The organism is Acuticoccus kandeliae, assembly GCF_003073115.1.
Genome location: NZ_QBBV01000002.1, coordinates 1,341,485 through 1,356,232, shown reverse-complemented (window position 1 = coordinate 1,356,232; position 14,748 = coordinate 1,341,485). Strand labels below are relative to the sequence as shown.

The 14,748-nt window shown below is 68.4% G+C and carries 13 protein-coding genes; 11 read left to right on the top strand and 2 right to left on the bottom strand.

The genetic code is table 11. The features are described 5' to 3' along the window. Window position 1 precedes the first annotated feature (1 nt). Genes DBV35_RS18985 through DBV35_RS18975 form a run of 3 tightly spaced genes read left to right on the top strand, consistent with a single transcriptional unit; the run spans window position 2 to window position 3,213 of the window. Window positions 2-541: a TRAP transporter small permease gene (locus DBV35_RS18985; protein WP_108661854.1), complete on the top strand. Its 540-nt coding sequence runs from the start codon at window positions 2-4 to the stop codon at window positions 539-541. Then, a complete protein-coding gene (locus DBV35_RS18980; protein ID WP_108661853.1) occupies window positions 538-1,815 on the top strand; it encodes a TRAP transporter large permease in 1,278 nt (425 codons plus the stop codon). The genes DBV35_RS18985 and DBV35_RS18980 overlap by 4 nt, the downstream gene beginning before the upstream one ends. Window positions 1,816-1,836: 21 nt before the next feature. After that, a complete protein-coding gene (locus tag DBV35_RS18975) occupies window positions 1,837-3,213 on the top strand; it encodes an aspartate aminotransferase family protein (protein WP_108661852.1) in 1,377 nt (458 codons plus the stop codon). Window positions 3,214-3,252: 39 nt separating this feature from the next. Here the strand turns inward: DBV35_RS18975 and DBV35_RS18970 are convergent, their stop codons facing one another. Together DBV35_RS18970 and yghX are read right to left on the bottom strand one after the other, a co-directional pair. Further along, complete coding sequence (locus tag DBV35_RS18970; protein ID WP_108661851.1) at window positions 3,253-3,711, bottom strand: YbaK/EbsC family protein; 459 nt, start codon at window positions 3,709-3,711, stop codon at window positions 3,253-3,255. Between the two features lie 90 nt (window positions 3,712-3,801). Further along, a complete protein-coding gene (gene yghX, locus DBV35_RS18965) occupies window positions 3,802-4,704 on the bottom strand; it encodes a YghX family hydrolase (protein WP_108661850.1) in 903 nt (300 codons plus the stop codon). Between the two features lie 274 nt (window positions 4,705-4,978). Here yghX and DBV35_RS18960 point away from each other — a divergent pair, with 274 nt between their 5' ends. The 8 genes from DBV35_RS18960 to DBV35_RS18925 all read left to right on the top strand — a co-directional run bounded on the left by DBV35_RS18960 (window position 4,979) and on the right by DBV35_RS18925 (window position 14,744). Next, on the top strand, window positions 4,979-5,644 hold the full coding sequence (locus DBV35_RS18960) for a c-type cytochrome (RefSeq protein ID WP_157961852.1): 666 nt from the start codon (window positions 4,979-4,981) through the stop codon (window positions 5,642-5,644). Between the two features lie 88 nt (window positions 5,645-5,732). Continuing rightward, on the top strand, window positions 5,733-7,226 hold the full coding sequence (glpK, locus tag DBV35_RS18955; RefSeq protein ID WP_108661848.1) for a glycerol kinase GlpK: 1,494 nt from the start codon (window positions 5,733-5,735) through the stop codon (window positions 7,224-7,226). A gap of 83 nt (window positions 7,227-7,309) precedes the next feature. Continuing rightward, complete coding sequence (locus tag DBV35_RS18950; RefSeq protein WP_108661847.1) at window positions 7,310-8,635, top strand: adenylate/guanylate cyclase domain-containing protein; 1,326 nt, start codon at window positions 7,310-7,312, stop codon at window positions 8,633-8,635. 156 nt (window positions 8,636-8,791) lie between these two features. Then, on the top strand, window positions 8,792-9,616 hold the full coding sequence (locus tag DBV35_RS18945; RefSeq protein WP_170134984.1) for a helix-turn-helix domain-containing protein: 825 nt from the start codon (window positions 8,792-8,794) through the stop codon (window positions 9,614-9,616). Between the two features lie 118 nt (window positions 9,617-9,734). Further along, window positions 9,735-10,751, top strand: coding sequence for a branched-chain amino acid ABC transporter permease (locus DBV35_RS18940; RefSeq protein ID WP_108661845.1), 1,017 nt, complete (start codon window positions 9,735-9,737; stop codon window positions 10,749-10,751). A 1-nt stretch (window position 10,752) separates the two neighbouring features. Next, entirely contained in the window at window positions 10,753-11,805 is a 1,053-nt protein-coding gene (locus tag DBV35_RS18935) for a branched-chain amino acid ABC transporter permease (RefSeq protein WP_108661844.1), read from the top strand. Next, window positions 11,798-12,589 carry an ABC transporter ATP-binding protein gene (locus DBV35_RS18930; protein WP_108661843.1) on the top strand — a complete coding sequence of 264 codons (792 nt, stop codon included), beginning with the start codon at window positions 11,798-11,800 and terminating at the stop codon, window positions 12,587-12,589. The genes DBV35_RS18935 and DBV35_RS18930 overlap by 8 nt, the downstream gene beginning before the upstream one ends. After that, on the top strand, window positions 12,576-14,744 hold the full coding sequence (locus tag DBV35_RS18925) for an ABC transporter permease (RefSeq protein WP_108661842.1): 2,169 nt from the start codon (window positions 12,576-12,578) through the stop codon (window positions 14,742-14,744). Before DBV35_RS18930 ends, DBV35_RS18925 begins: the two co-directional genes overlap by 14 nt. The last annotated feature ends 4 nt before the right edge of the window (window positions 14,745-14,748 follow it).

Here is a 14,748-nt window from a genome sequence, read left to right as displayed (position 1 = left end):
CATGCCGTTTGCCGAAAGCCGCGCTCTCATCAGCGCCAAGCTGAACGAGATCGTCTCCGCGATCTGCGTCATCTTCGTCTGCGCGATGCTGTCGATCTCGTTCGCCGGCTTCTTCTACATGATCATCACAGGCGATGCGCTGAGCTGGACCTACTCGCTCGCGCGCCTGTTCATCCCCTGGGTGGGGCTCCTCAGCATCACCGTCGCCTTCGTCTATGGCGAGCACATCGCGATGACCTCGCTCCTCGGCATCATGCCCGCCCCGATCGTGCGCGTGCTGAAGGCCGTCAATTATGGGGTCGTCGCCCTCTTTGCCGTCCTCATGATCTACTACGGGACGACGTTCTTCCTCGCCTCGACCGACGTCTACATGGTGTCGGACCAGATCCAGATTCACGCCCGCTGGGTCGTCGCCTCCGTGCCGCTCACCGGGCTCGTCCTCCTCGTCCACGTCCTGTGCGGCGCCGACCTCCTCTCCACGGAGACCCCCATGCACGAAGCGGAGCATTTCGCGGCCGGTGACAAGGAGCCGCTCGCATGACGTCCGCCATTGCCGTTTTCGTCGTCCTCATCCTGATCGGCACGCCGATCGCCCTCGTGATGGTGATGTCGGGCCTCGCCGGCGGGTGGGAGCTCGGCGGGCTGCGCTTCCTGCAGATCATCTCCGAGCGCATGTTCTCGGGCGTCTCCGGCTATCTCCTGATGGCCGTGCCCTATTTCATCTTCACGTCCGAGCTGATGAACCAGGCCGGCCTCACCGAGCGCCTCATCGCCTTCAACAACGCGCTGCTCGGCCGCATTCGCGGGGCGCTCAGCCACGTCAACATCGTGGTGAGCCTGTTCTTCTCCGGCCTCACGGGCGCGGCGATCACCGACACGGTCGCGGTCGGCAAGATCCTCATCCCGGCGATGAAGAAGGAGGGCTACAGCCCGGCCTACAGCGCGGCGGTGACCGCCTGCTCGTCGATCATCGGCCCGATCATCCCGCCGAGCGTGGTGATGGTCGTCTACGCCGCGATCCTGCGGAACGTCTCCGTGCTCGACCTTTTCGCGGCCGGCATCCTGCCGGGCGTCCTCATGGCGTTCACGCTGCTCGTCGCCTCCGGCATCATGGCCTGGCTCTACAAATTCCCGCGCCATGGCGACACCAACCTGCGCGCCGCCGCCAAGGCCTTCGTGCCGACGATCCCAGCGCTCCTCGTGCCGGTCATCATCCTCGGCGGCATCCTCGGCGGCTTCACCACCATCACCGAGGCCTCGGCCTTCGCGGCGATGTATACGGTGATCCTCGGCTTCCTCGTCTACCGCACGCTGACGCTGCACAAGATCTGGCTGTCCCTCATCGCGACCGTGCGCTTCTCGGGCGTCGTCTTCTTCCTCCTCGCGGCGTCCACCGTGCTCGGCTGGTTCGTCACCCGCTCCGGCATCGCGCGGGACGCTGCCGACATGATCACCTCGGTGAGCGACAACTGGATCATCCAGATCATGCTGGTGAACCTGTTGCTGATCCTGCTCGGCACCGTGCTCGACGTGCTGCCGGCGCTCGTGGTGGTCGCGCCCGTCCTCGTGCCGGCGATGGTGCAGCTCGGCTTCGACCCGCTGCACTTCGCGATCGTGATGATCATCACCCTCAATGTCGCCAACATCACGCCGCCTGTGGGGATGACGCTGATGACGGCATCACAAATCGCCGGGGTGTCGTATGAGAAGGCGATCATCACCTCGTTGCCGTTCTATATCAGCCACCTCGCCGTCATCGTGATCGTCTCGCTTTGGCCGGCCTTCGTCCTCTTCATCCCCAACCTACTCGACTAATCGGTCCGACGGAGTTCCAAGATGTCTCTCGACGAGCAGACAAATTCCACGATCATCGCTGAATTCAAGGAGCGGACTCGGCGTTCGGCGGAGTTGTCGGCCACCGCACGGGAGGTCTTCCCGAGCGGCATCACCCACGATTCCCGGCACCTGCGCCCTTACGGCATCTATGTCGACCAGGGGAAGGCGAGCCGGAAGTGGGACATCGATGGAAACGAGTACGTCGATTATTTCGGTGGCCACGGCGCGTTGCTGCTCGGCCATTGCCATCCGCAGGTGACGGCGGCGATCCACGATGCGGTGGCCGACGGGACGCAGTTCGCCGCCAACACCAGCCGCGAGGTGCGCTGGGGCGAGATCGTGAAGGACCTCGTGCCAAGCGTGGAGCGGGTGCGCTTCACCGCGTCCGGTACTGAAGCCACGCACCTCGCACTGCGCCTCGCCCGTGCCTTCACCGGCAAGGCGAAGCTCGTGCGCTTCGCCACCCACTTCCACGGCTGGCACGACCACATGACGTCGGGCTACGCGAACCACTTCGACGGGTCGGCGACGGCCGGCGTCGTCGACGCGATCGCCGAGAGCGTCATCCTCCTGCCGCCGAACGACATCGAGGCGGTGCGCGAGACGCTCGCCAAGCGCGACGACATCGCCGCCCTCATCGTGGAGCCGACCGGCGCCTCCTTCGGCCGCGTGCCGATCGCGCCGGGCTTCCTCGAGGGCCTTCGCGAGGCGACGCGCGCGGCCGGCGTGATCCTCATCTTCGACGAGGTGATCTCCGGCTTCCGCTGCGCGCCGGGCGGCGCTCAGGCGCACTATGGCGTGACGCCGGACCTCACCACCATGGCGAAGATCATCGCCGGCGGCCTTCCGGGCGGCGCGGTGGGCGGCCGGGCCGACATCATGGAGCGCCTCGACTTCGAGGCGGCCGAGGCGAAAGGCTTCGAGAAGATCCAGCACCCCGGCACCTTCAACGCCAACCCGGTCTCGGCCGCCGCCGGCATCGCCGCGCTCGGCATCATCGGGAGCACCGACGCGTGCGCGCGGGCGAATGCGTTCGCGGCCGAGCTGCGCGAGCGGCTGAACGCGCTCTTCAAGGCGAAGGGCACGCCCTGGGCCGTGTACGGGACCTTCTCCTCCTTCCACATCTTCCTCAACCCGCAGAAGCGGGCGATCGACCCCACCGCCTTCGATCCGGCCGAGATCGCCTATACCGAGCTGAAATCTTCGCCGCGCGCGCTCGTCGACCGGCTGCGCATGGCGCTCATGATCAACGGCGTCGATATCGGCGGCTGGCCGGGCGGCCTCACCTCTGCCGTCCACACCGAGGACGACATGCAGGTGACGCTCGCCGCGTTCGAGGCCTCGCTCGCGCGGCTGGAGAACGAGCCGGGTCTCTGACCCTGGCGCTGCGGCCGCCTCAGCCGAGGCGGCGCGCGCCTATTGGCAGACGTCCACCCACTCGGCGCGGGTGATGTCGGCGAGGCGGTCGGTGCCGATGCGCACGGCCGCGTTCGTCGCGCCCGCGGCGGGGACGACCTCGTCGAACTGCTTCAGCGAGATGTCGCAATAGATCGGGAGCGGGGCGGGGAGGCCGAACGGGCAGACCCCGCCGACGGGATGGCTCGTCATCTCGACGACGCGCTCGGGCGCCAGCATCCGGCCCTTGCCGCCGAACGCCTCGCGGACCTTCTTGTTGTCGAGACGGGCGGTGCCGCTCGCGACGACGAGGACGACCTTCTCGCCGATGCCGAGGCAGATGGTCTTGGCGATCTGGCCGGGTTCGACCCCGTGCGCCTCGGCCGCGAGGGCGACGGTCGCCGAGCTCTCCTCGGTCTCGATGATCGTCACGTCGGGAGCCTCTTCCGCGAAGAAGGCACGCACGCTGTCGAGGCTCATGGCGACTCTGGTCTGGTCGCCTCGCGGCAATGGCCCCGGTGAACGCGAGCCGCGAGGCGAAGGGGCGGAAAGGGGCGCGCCCTTCTTAGCTTAGCTCAGATGCTCCTTGAAGAAGGCAATCGTCCGCTCTTCCGCGAGCTCGGCCGCCGCCGCGTCGTAGCGGGGGGTCGTGTCGTTGTGGAAGCCGTGATTGACGCCTTCGTACATCTCCATCGTGTAGTCGACCCCGGCGGCCTTCAGCGCCTCCTCGTAGGCCGGCCAGCCCGCATTGATGCGCTCGTCGAGCGAGGCGTACTGGATGAGAAGCGGGGCCTTGATGTCCGACACGTCCTCCGCGGCCGGCTGGCGGCCATAGAAGGGCACGCCCGCGCCGAGCTCGGGATAGGCGACGGCGATCGCGTTCACCACGCCGCCGCCATAGCAGAAGCCGACCGCGCCGACCTTCGTCGTCTCGTCGAGCCCGTCGAGATATTCGAAGGCGGCGAAGAAGTCGTTCATCAGCTTGGTGGTGTCGAGCTCTGCCTGCATCGCGCGGCCTTCGTCGTCGGTGCCCGGATAGCCACCGGCGGGGGTGAGGCCGTCGGGCGCCATCGCGAGGAAGCCGGCCTTCGCGAGGCGCCGCGCGACGTCCGAGATATAGGGGTTGAGGCCGCGATTCTCGTGGATCACGAGGACGGCCGGGCCGGGGGCCGCGAAGTCCTTCGGGCGCACCATGTAGGCCTTCATCTCGCCGTGCCCGTTCGGCGAGGGGTAGGTGATCCAGCTCGTCTCGATGTCCGGATCGTCCTCCGCCACCTGCTGCGCAAGCGCGTAGTTCGGCGAAAGCTGGCGCAGAAGCATCATCGCCGTCACGCCGCCCACGGCGAATTTCGACGCGCGGTCGAGGAACTCGCGCTTCGAAAGGCGCCCGTGCGCGTAATAATCGTAGAGGTCCAGGAGCTCCTGCGGGAAGTCTTTCGCGGTCTTGCGCGGTTGGGGAGTTCTTTGCTGCATCGGTGCGATCCTCCACTTTCGGCGCGATCCTGCGCCTTCGTGCACAATTGTCCGGGGAATTGCGGTCGGTCCAATAGGCCTCGGCCCACATTCTTGTGATGAGGCGTGAACGGCGTTGCCGCGCGACAAGTCGCGAACGCATCAACTCGTTGGAAAAACGCACCTTTTCAGCGCATTAGCCGGCGTGCATTTGAACTTGTTTGATTCTCATCAATGCGAATTCGCACCAAAGGTGCGACCAAACGCTCAGAATGTTGCAACGCGTGAGGGTGCGATGTCGGCAGGCTTGAACGGAACGGGCGTTGCGATCGTGGCTCTGGCGCTCGCGCTTCCGGTGGGCGCGAAGGCCGCGGACCCGGCGATCGCGAAAGGGCTCGAGATCGCGCGCACCTGGTGCAGCGCGTGCCACGCCATCGGCGACGACACGCAGGCCGAGGCGCTCGCCGACGCGCCCGCCTTCGCCGAGCTTGCGGTGATGCCGGGCTTCGACGAGGGGCTCGTCGCCTACGCGCTCCTCCAGCCGCACCCGGTGATGCCGAACTTCCCGCTCACCCGCTCCGACATCCGCGCGATCGCCGCCTACATCGAATCGCTGAAGCCCGAGCAGAGGAGCGACGCGGGCGGGGCCGCCCCCATCATGCTCGCCGGCAACGACCCGGCCCCCGCCGACGACGCGGCGCAGGTCCATGCGGGCGAGGTCATCGCCGCGCGCGATTGCGGCCCCTGCCATACGATTTCGGGCGATGCGCGAAGCCCCGTCGAGGTCGCGCCGCCGTTCCCGACGCTGTCCGAGAACTACCCGGTCGAGTTCCTGGAGGAGGCGCTCGCCGAGGGCATCATGGTCAACCACCCGACCGTGGAAATGCCGCAATATGTGTACGAGCCGGACGAGATCGCGGCGCTGATGGCCTTCCTGAAATCGGTGCAGTTGCCGCAATAGGCGGCAGTCCGGCCCGATCGCTGTTTGACAGGGACCGTCTTCGGGTTGAGCTTCTGCGTCTCTCGACGGGACAAAAGAAGAAGCGCTGATGACCGCTCCGATCCTCGCCATCGACCAGGGCACCACCTCCACCAGAGCCATCGTCTTCGACGGCGAGCGCCGCATTATCGGCGTCGGGCAGAGCGAGTTTAAGCAATATTTCCCGCGCTCGGGCTGGGTCGAGCACGATCTCGACGAGATCTGGGCGACGACCGTCAGCACGGTGAAGGACGCCCTCGCCGAGGCGCGGCTCGAGGCGAGCGCGATCGCCGCCATAGGCATCACCAACCAGCGCGAGACCGTCGCCGTGTGGGACCGGGAGACGCTTGAGCCCGCCCACCGCGCCATCGTCTGGCAGGACCGGCGCACGGCCGAGCGCTGCGCCGCGCTGAAGGCCGAGGGGCTGGAGGCGATGGTCACGGAGAAGACCGGCCTCCTCCTCGATCCCTATTTTTCCGGCACCAAGCTCGCTTGGCTCCTCGACAATGTGGAGGGGCTGCGGGCGAAGGCGGAGGCGGGGAAGGTCGTCTTCGGGACGATCGACACCTTCCTGATCGCGCGCCTCACCGGCGCCTTCGCGACGGACGTGACCAACGCCTCGCGCACGCTCCTCTACGATATCGGCCGCTGCGCGTGGGACGAGGATCTCATGAAGATGCTCGGCGTGCCGCGCGCCATGCTCGCCGAGGTGAAGGACAATGCCGATGATTTCGGCACGACCGATCCCGCCCTTTTCGGCGCGGCGATCCCCGTGCGCGGCGTCGCGGGCGACCAGCAGGCGGCGGTGATCGGCAACGCCTGCTTCGAGCCGGGGATGGTGAAGTCCACCTACGGCACGGGCTGCTTCGCGCTCCTCAACACCGGGAGCGCGCGCGTCACCTCCAAGAACCGCCTCCTCACCACCATCGCCTACCGGCTCGGCGGCAAGACCACCTACGCGATCGAGGGGGCGATCTTCGTCGCCGGCGCGGCGGTGCAGTGGCTGCGCGACGGGCTCGGCATCATCGAGAACGCGGCCCAGTCGGGCACGCTCGCAGCCAACGCCGACCCGCACCAGATGGTGATGCTGGTGCCGGCCTTCGTCGGCCTCGGCGCGCCCCATTGGGACGCGGAGGCGCGTGGGGCGATCTTCGGCATCACGCGCAACACCGGCCCTGCCGAACTCGCGAAGGCGGCGCTGGAGAGTGTCGCGCTCCAGACCCACGATCTCCTGGAGGCGATGCGGGGCGACTGGGGCACGGGCGAGGGGGAGGGGACGGTGCTGCGCGTCGATGGCGGCATGGTCGCCTCCGATTGGGCGATGCAGCGCCTCTCCGACATCCTCGCCGCCCCCGTCGACCGGCCCGTGATCGGCGAGACGACCGCGCTCGGGGCGGCCTGGCTCGCGGGATCGGCCGCCGGGGTTTGGCCCGACCAGGCGGGTTTTGCGCAAGGGTGGGCACGCGATCGCCGGTTCGAGCCGCAGATGCCGGCCGAGGAGCGGGCCCGGCTGATCGCCGCCTGGGAGGACGCCGTGAGCCGGACGCTGACGCACCGGCCCTGAGGGGCCGCGCTGGAGCTTCGCGGCGCAGGGGTGCATAGGGAGTGAAGGCCGTGTGGCGTCAGGCCGTGTCTTGGAGGGGCGCATTGGACGGAGAGCTCGAGGGGCTGATCTGCGAAGCGGAGCGTCGCGCCGAGCACCTCATTGCCCTGTGCCGCATCCTCGTCGCCGTGTCGCTCGGCGTCATCCTCTATTTCGCCGTCGTCGGGCGGGCGCAGACGTGGGAGATCCTGGCCTCCCCACAGCTCGTCTTTGCCTGGGTGACGCTCGGCTGCTACGCGCTGATCGGCGCGCTCTCCCATTTCCTGTCCGAGCCGAGCCGCTTCCGGCGCTGGTACGCCTATGTCTTCGTGCTGTTCGACACCGCCTTCGTCGCGATCAGCCTCCACCTCGCCCTCAAGAACACGCACCTGACGACCGGCTATGTCGCGGCGCTGCCGACGGCGTGGCTGATCCCCGTCATCATCGCCTTCGGGGCGATGCGCTACTCGGTGCGCCTCCAGGTGCTGACGGCGGTGCTCCTCATCCTCGGCATCATCTGGGCGGGCGCGCCGACGCTGACGCAGGACACCGACGCCTCCCTGGTGCGCTCGATCCAGGGCATGTTCTCGCACACGGCGAACGAGATGCGCCTCGCGATGCTCATCGTCGCCTGCTCGGTGATCGCGCTCGCCTCCTCGCGCACCCGCCGCCTCCTCCACATGGCGATCGAGCAGGGGCGGCGGCGGCGCTCGCTCACCAAATTCCTGCCGCCGAAGGTCGCCTCCATCATCGAGAGCCGCGATTCCGGGGAGGTGCGGCGCGGGCGGCGCCAGCACGTGGTGATCCTCTTCGTCGACATCCGCGACTTCACCCGCCGCACGGAGGCGATGGCACCCGAGGCCGTCAGCGCCTTCCTCGCGCGCTACCGGGCGGAGCTGCGCCGCGCGTCCGAGCGTCTCGACGGCATCATCGACAAGTTCGTGGGGGACGGGGCGATGATCGTCTTCGGCGTGCCGAGCCCGCAGCCGACCGACGCCGCGCTCGCGATCGCCTGCGCGCGGGACATCTGCGCCCGCATGGCGGACTGGTCGAAGGAGATGATCGCCGCGAACGAGCCGCCGCTGCGCGTCGGTGTCGGCATCCACGCCGGCGAGGCCTTCGTCGGCGCGGTGGGGGACGATGAGCGGCTGGAGTTCACCGTCGTCGGCGACACGGTGAACGTCGCCGCGCGCGTCGAGGAGATGAGCCGGACGCTGAAAGCCGACATCGTCGCGACGGAGCCGGTGCTGAGGGAGGCCGGGGTCGCGGTGGCCGAGTGGACCGAACAGGGCACGGTCGCGATCCGCGGCCGGTCCGAGCCGATGACGCTCTATTCGCTGGGCGGGGCGGCGGCGGCCTGTGTGCCCGAGGCGCTCACCGAGGCGCGATAGCCAAAGTTGCGGGCGCGCCGTCCGGCGGCCCCGCCTCGCAACGCGTCGTTGAAGTTCGCCACCTTCGTGCGATGTACGTTTTGACACAACCCCGCGGTGATGGCCTTATTCCGGACAAAGAGAGCCAAAGGCTCCAATGCGTTCGGGAGGAAGGGAATGAGCACGGCAGTTGCCGTCTTCCATGGAAGATTCGGCCGCGCGTCGCTCTATCGCCTCAACAGACCGCTTGCGCCGCACGCGCATCGGGAGGGTCATCTGATCTTCCTGATCGACGGCGCGCCGGCTGCTGTGGGTGTGGACGGCAAGGAATACCGGGTCGATCGCCATCACGCGGTGGCGGTGAGCCCGTGGCAACCCCATGATTTCCGGCCGAGCGATTTCGGCCAGGGCGCGGTCTTTCTCACGCTCTACATCGCGCCGCGCTGGTTCATGGAGGCCTCGAGCCAGATCGGCCACGTGATGATGCGCTTCGGCGCGCCGTCGATCGAGATGACGCCGGATCTTGCCGGTCTGCTCTCGCGCGCCGCCGAGGGGCTGTCCGAGGGGGAGGCGACCTCGCGCCTTCTCGGCACCATCCAGGAGCTGACCGAGACGGCGTTCGAGCACACCTGGGCGATCGGCAAGCGCGCGCCGCCGATCTGGCCGCGCATGAGCGATTTTCGGATCCGCAACGCCATCCGCCTCATGAACGAGCGGGTGACGGATGCGTGCGTGCTCGACCGCATCGCGCGCGATTCGGGGCTGTCACGGCCGCATTTCTACAAGCTGTTCCGGCAGAATATCGGCCTCACGCCCAACATGTATCTCAACACGCTGCGGCTCGAGCGCTCGATCGACCGCCTGACGCACAGCGACGATCCGGTGACCGCCATCGGTCTCGATCTCGGCTTCGCGAGCCAGGCGAGCTTCACGCGCTTCTTCTCCAACAATATCGGCATCTCGCCGACGGATTATCGCCGCGTGTCGATGGTCACCGCCTGACCGGAGAGCGGCCGGCAAAAGACGAGACTTTCGGGTACGCCCTTCCACGGGCGGCCCGATATCGTTGCGGGTCTGTCGCGACTTGTTCTCGACGGACGTCGATATCCCAGGGGCCAGGATGGTTCGTTACGCCGAGCGACACCCGTTTTGGGCTGCTGTCATCGTTCTCGCGGTGGCGGTGTTGCTTTGGGCCATCTTCGCGCCATGGCCCGAAGGGCTCGAGGACGTGATCGGGCGCAAGAAGATCTTTCTGAATGCGCTCTTCAACGGCATCACCCTCGGGGCATTATACTTTCTGGTGGCGTCCGGCTTCACGCTCATCTTCGGGTTGATGAAGAACGTCAACCTCGCGCACGGCTCGCTCTACATGCTCGGCGGCTATCTCGGCTACGAGGTGGCGGACGCGACGGGGTGGTGGCTCCTGTCCTTCGTGGTCGCCTTCGTCGTCGTCGGGCTGATCGGGGTCGCGCTGCAGGTCGTCGTCTTCCGCCGGATGGAGGGGCAGGACCTCAAGCAGACGCTGGTGACGATCGGCATCTCCATCGTCATCGCCGACCTGATGCTGTGGATCTGGGGCGGCGACTTCTACCAGATCCTCACGCCCGAATGGCTGACCGGGCCGATCGAACTGCCCCTGATCACCGGCATCTCGCGCCGCTCCAACGAATATATCTACCTCACCTATCCGGTGGTGCGCCTCGTCATCCTCGTCGCCGCGATCGCGATCGGGATCGGCATGTGGCTCGTCCTCAACCGGACACGGATCGGGATGCTGGTGCGCGCCGGGGTGGACGACCGGGACATGCTGTCGGCGACCGGGGTGCGGATCCAGCGCGTCTTCGTCCTCGTCTTCGCCTTCGGGGCGGGGCTCGCGGGCGTCGCCGGGGTCATCGGCGGGACCTTCCAGTCGATGGCGCCGGGGGAGGACATTCGCTTCCTTCTCGCCTCGCTGGTGGTGGTCATCGTCGGCGGCATGGGCTCGATCCCCGGCGCCGCGCTCGGCGCGCTCCTCATCGGCCTTGCCGAGCAGTTCGGCTCCGTCTACGCGCCGACCTACGCCGTCGTCCTCACCTTCCTCATCATGGTGGTCGTCCTCGCCTTCCGCCCGCAGGGCCTCATCGCGGTGAGGCGCTGAGATGGCCGTGCTCGACGAGGCCGCTCCGCGCGAGGTCCGCTGGTGGGACGTCTCGCGCGTCCCGGTGAAATATTATGTCCTCGGCGTGATCCTCCTGATCCTGCCGGTGTTCACCGGGGATTTCGTGCTGCGCCAGATCTTCTCCTGGTCGCTCATCCTCGGGATGATCTCGCTCTCGCTGATGTTCCTCGCCGGCTACGGGAACATGGTGAGCCTCGTGCAGATGACGGTCGCGGGCGTTGCCGCCTACATGGTGGCGATCTTCGGCACCAGCGCGATCGACACGATCAGCCTCGGCTGGCCGTGGTGGGTAGCCGCCCCGATGGCGGTCCTCGTCGCGGTGGTGTTCGGGACGCTCTCGGGCGCGCTCGCGGTGCGGACCGAGGGGATCTACACGATCATGATCACCCTCGCGATCGCGGCGGCGATGTTCTACCTCGTGCGGCAGAACTACACCCTCTTCAACGGCTTCTCCGGCCTCAACCAGGTCACCGCGCCCCAGTTCTGGGGCATCGACTGGCGCCGTCCCGTGCCGTTCTACTACCTCACCCTCTTCTGGGCGGTGATCGCCTATTTCGCCGTCGTCTACGTCTCGCGCGCCCCGTTCGGGCTCGCCCTCCAGGGCGTGCGGGACAATGCGCGGCGCATGGCGGCGCTCGGCTTCAACGTCACCGCACACCGCATCGCCGCCTACGCCTTCGCGAGCCTCATCGCCGGCATCGCCGGGGTGCTCCTCGTCTGGCTGAACGGGCAGGTCTCACCGGGCACCATCGCGGTCGGCCCGGCGATCGACATCCTGATCATCGCGGTCGTCGGCGGGCTCGCCCACCCGATCGGCCCCTTCCTCGGCGCGCTCCTCTACGTGCTCCTGCGCACCTTCGCGCTCGACGTGCTGGTCGCGGTGGGCCTCGCGGGGGAGCGCTTCCAGCTCCTCATCGGGATCGGCTTCCTCGTCGTGGTCTTCTTCTCCTCCGACGGGCTCCTCGGCCTCTGGAAGCGCTATCGCGAGCGCGCGCGCCGCGATCCGGTCACGGGGGAGACGCGCGATGGCTGAGACCGTCGCGAGCCGCCTCTCCGCGACCGGGACGGCGAACGCGCTCGAACTGCGCGGCGTCTCCCGGCTCTTCGGCGCGCTCGCCGCCCTCACGGACGTGTCGATGACCGTGCGCCCCGGCGAGCGGCGCGCCGTGCTCGGCTCAAACGGGGCGGGCAAGACGACGCTCTTCAACTGCATCACGGGCGATTTCGCGCCGACGACGGGCACGATCCGCCTCTTCGGCGAGGACGTGACGGGCTTCCCGCCCTATGAGCGGATCCGGCGTGGCCTCAGGCGCACCTACCAGATCTCGCTCCTCTTCACGCACCTCTCCGTCATCGACAACGTCTATCTCGCCTGCCGGGGCGTCTCGCGCGGGCGCTTCTCCTTCATCCGGCCGCGCCGGGGCGACGCGCTTCTCCAGTCGGCGCATGACCTCGTGGAGGCGGTGCACCTGACGCCGGTGCGCGACACCGAGGTCGCGAACCTCTCCTACGGCCAGCAGCGCCAGCTCGAGATCGCGCTGGCGCTCGCGGGCGCGCCCCGCTTCATCCTGTTCGACGAGCCGGCGGCGGGCCTCTCGCCGACGGAGCGGCGGGAGCTGATCGAGATCCTGACGGGGCTTCCGACCCACATCGGCTACATGATCATCGAGCACGACATGGACGTCGCCCTGCGCGTCGCCGAGCGCGTGACGATGATGCACAACGGCCGCATCTTCAAAGAGGGCGCCCCGCGCGAGATCGAAGAGGACCCGGAGGTCCAGGAGCTCTATCTCGGGGGCGGCCATGGCGGCCACTGATCGCGTCATCGCGCCCCCCATCCTCGATGTGCGGGGCCTCAACGTCTATTACGGCGCCTCGCACGCCCTCCAGGGCGTCGACCTCACGCTCGGCTCCGGCGTCCTCTCCGTCGTCGGCCGCAACGGCATGGGCAAGACGACGCTCTGCAAGGCGATCATGGGGATCGTGCCGTCCTCCGGCTCCATCCGCTTCAACGGCGAGGAGATCCGCGGCAAGTCCTCCACCGAGATCGCGCGCATGGGGGTCGGCTACGTGCCGCAGGGCCGCCGCCTGTGGCGCTCGCTGACGGTCGACGAACACCTGCGCCTCGTCGCCGGGAGCGGTAGCGGCCCCTGGTCCATCGACCGCATCTATTCGACCTTCCCGCGCCTTGCCGAGCGCAAGCAGAATGGCGGCGGCCAGCTCTCGGGCGGCGAGCAGCAGATGCTCGCGATCAGCCGCGCGCTCCTCCTCAACCCGAAGCTCCTGGTGATGGACGAGCCGACCGAGGGCCTCGCCCCCGTCATCGTCGCGCAGGTGGAGGAGATGCTCGTCCGCCTCGGCGAGGAGGGGCAGCACGTCCTCGTCATCGAGCAGAATATCGGCGTCGCGACGGCGGTCGCGCCGAACGTCGCGATCATGGTCAATGGCCGGATCGACCGCATCCTCGACGCGGCGCAGCTTTCCGGCGACCGCGACCTCCAGCAGCGCCTCCTCGGCGTCGGCCGCCACGCCCACGACGACACCCCGGCCCCGGAGGCCGCCGCCGCGGGCGAGGGCGCCGCGCCGCCCGCCCCGACGGGGCCGCAGAAGATCTACATCTCGAACCCCGAGACGCCGACCCGCTGGTCGCGCCCGGTCCCGGTCCGCCTCCTCGAGCAGCAGGCGCGCACCGTATCGCCCGCGCGCGGCGCCTCGGTGGAGACGGCGCTGCGCCCGCTCGCGGGCCCGACCGAGCGCATCGTCATCGTCGCCGGCACCCTCGACACAAAGGGCGCGGAGCTGCGCTATATCCGCGACATCATCCGCAGCCACGGCCTCGCCGTGCGCATCGCGGACCTCTCCACGAGCGGGGCGCATTCGGGCGCGGAGATCCCGGCCCACCAGATCGCCGCCTTCCACCCGCGCGGCGCCTCCGCCGTCTTCACCCGTGACAGGGGCGAGTCGGTCGCCGGGATGACGGTCGCCTTCGAGCGGTGGATCGAGCGCCAGGGCGGGATCGCCGGCATCATCGCGGCCGGCGGCTCGGGCGGGACGGCGATGGTCGCCCCCGCGATGCGGCGCCTCCCGATCGGCATCCCGAAGCTCATCGTCTCGACCGTCGCGTCCGGCAATGTGCGCCAATATGTCGGCGCGTCCGACATCACGATCATGCCCGCGATCGCCGACATCCAGGGCCTCAACACCATCACGCGCAAGGTGCTCGCCAACGCCGCGAACGCGCTCGCCGGGATGGTGGAGGGGTCCGACGCGGTCTCACCCGCGCCACTTCCCGCGATCGGGATCACGATGTTCGGCGTGACGACGCCCTGCGTCCAGCAGGTCAGCGCCGCGCTGAAGGGCGACTATGACTGCCTCGTCTTCCACGCGACCGGCATCGGCGGGCAGGCGATGGAGGCCCTCGTCGACCAGGGCATCATCCGCGGCGTCATCGACGTCACCACCACCGAGGTGTGCGACATGATGATGGGCGGGATCTTCCCCGCGACCGAGGACCGGTTCGGCGCGATCATCCGCACGAAGCTCCCCTATGTGGGCTCCGTCGGCGCGCTCGACATGGTGAATTTCGCCGCGCCCGAGACGGTGCCGGAGCGCTATCGCGGCCGCCGCCTCTACCACCACAACCCGCAGATCACCCTGATGCGCACGACGCCGGAGGAGAACGCGCGGATGGGCGTGTGGATCGGCGAGCGGCTGAACCGGATGGACGGGCCGGTCCGCTTCTTCCTGCCCGAAGGCGGCGTCTCCGCGCTCGACCGGCCGGGCCAGCCCTTCCAAGACCCCGAGGCCGACGCCGCGCTCTTCGACGCGCTCACCCGCACCGTGCGCCAGAGCCAGACGCGCCAGCTCGTCCGCCTGCCGCACAACGTCAACGACCCTGCCTTCGCCGCCGCCCTGGTGGAGGCCTTCCGAACCCTCACCGGCGGGCGACAGGTCCGCCGCAAGGCAGGCTAGAGAC

Bases quoted from the DNA above. Each gene is read 5' to 3' on its own strand.
- DBV35_RS18960 (WP_157961852.1), top strand. From the start codon at position 4,979: ATGTCGGCAGGCTTGAACGGAACGGGCGTTGCGATCGTGGCTCTGGCG.
- DBV35_RS18940 (WP_108661845.1), top strand. From the start codon at position 9,735: ATGGTTCGTTACGCCGAGCGACACCCGTTTTGGGCTGCTGTCATCGTT.
- DBV35_RS18945 (WP_170134984.1), top strand. From the start codon at position 8,792: ATGAGCACGGCAGTTGCCGTCTTCCATGGAAGATTCGGCCGCGCGTCG.
- DBV35_RS18970 (WP_108661851.1), bottom strand. From the start codon at position 3,711: ATGAGCCTCGACAGCGTGCGTGCCTTCTTCGCGGAAGAGGCTCCCGAC.
- DBV35_RS18985 (WP_108661854.1), top strand. From the start codon at position 2: ATGCCGTTTGCCGAAAGCCGCGCTCTCATCAGCGCCAAGCTGAACGAG.
- DBV35_RS18925 (WP_108661842.1), top strand. From the start codon at position 12,576: ATGGCGGCCACTGATCGCGTCATCGCGCCCCCCATCCTCGATGTGCGG.
- DBV35_RS18980 (WP_108661853.1), top strand. From the start codon at position 538: ATGACGTCCGCCATTGCCGTTTTCGTCGTCCTCATCCTGATCGGCACG.
- DBV35_RS18930 (WP_108661843.1), top strand. From the start codon at position 11,798: ATGGCTGAGACCGTCGCGAGCCGCCTCTCCGCGACCGGGACGGCGAAC.
- yghX (WP_108661850.1), bottom strand. From the start codon at position 4,704: ATGCAGCAAAGAACTCCCCAACCGCGCAAGACCGCGAAAGACTTCCCG.
- DBV35_RS18975 (WP_108661852.1), top strand. From the start codon at position 1,837: ATGTCTCTCGACGAGCAGACAAATTCCACGATCATCGCTGAATTCAAG.
- DBV35_RS18935 (WP_108661844.1), top strand. From the start codon at position 10,753: ATGGCCGTGCTCGACGAGGCCGCTCCGCGCGAGGTCCGCTGGTGGGAC.
- glpK (WP_108661848.1), top strand. From the start codon at position 5,733: ATGACCGCTCCGATCCTCGCCATCGACCAGGGCACCACCTCCACCAGA.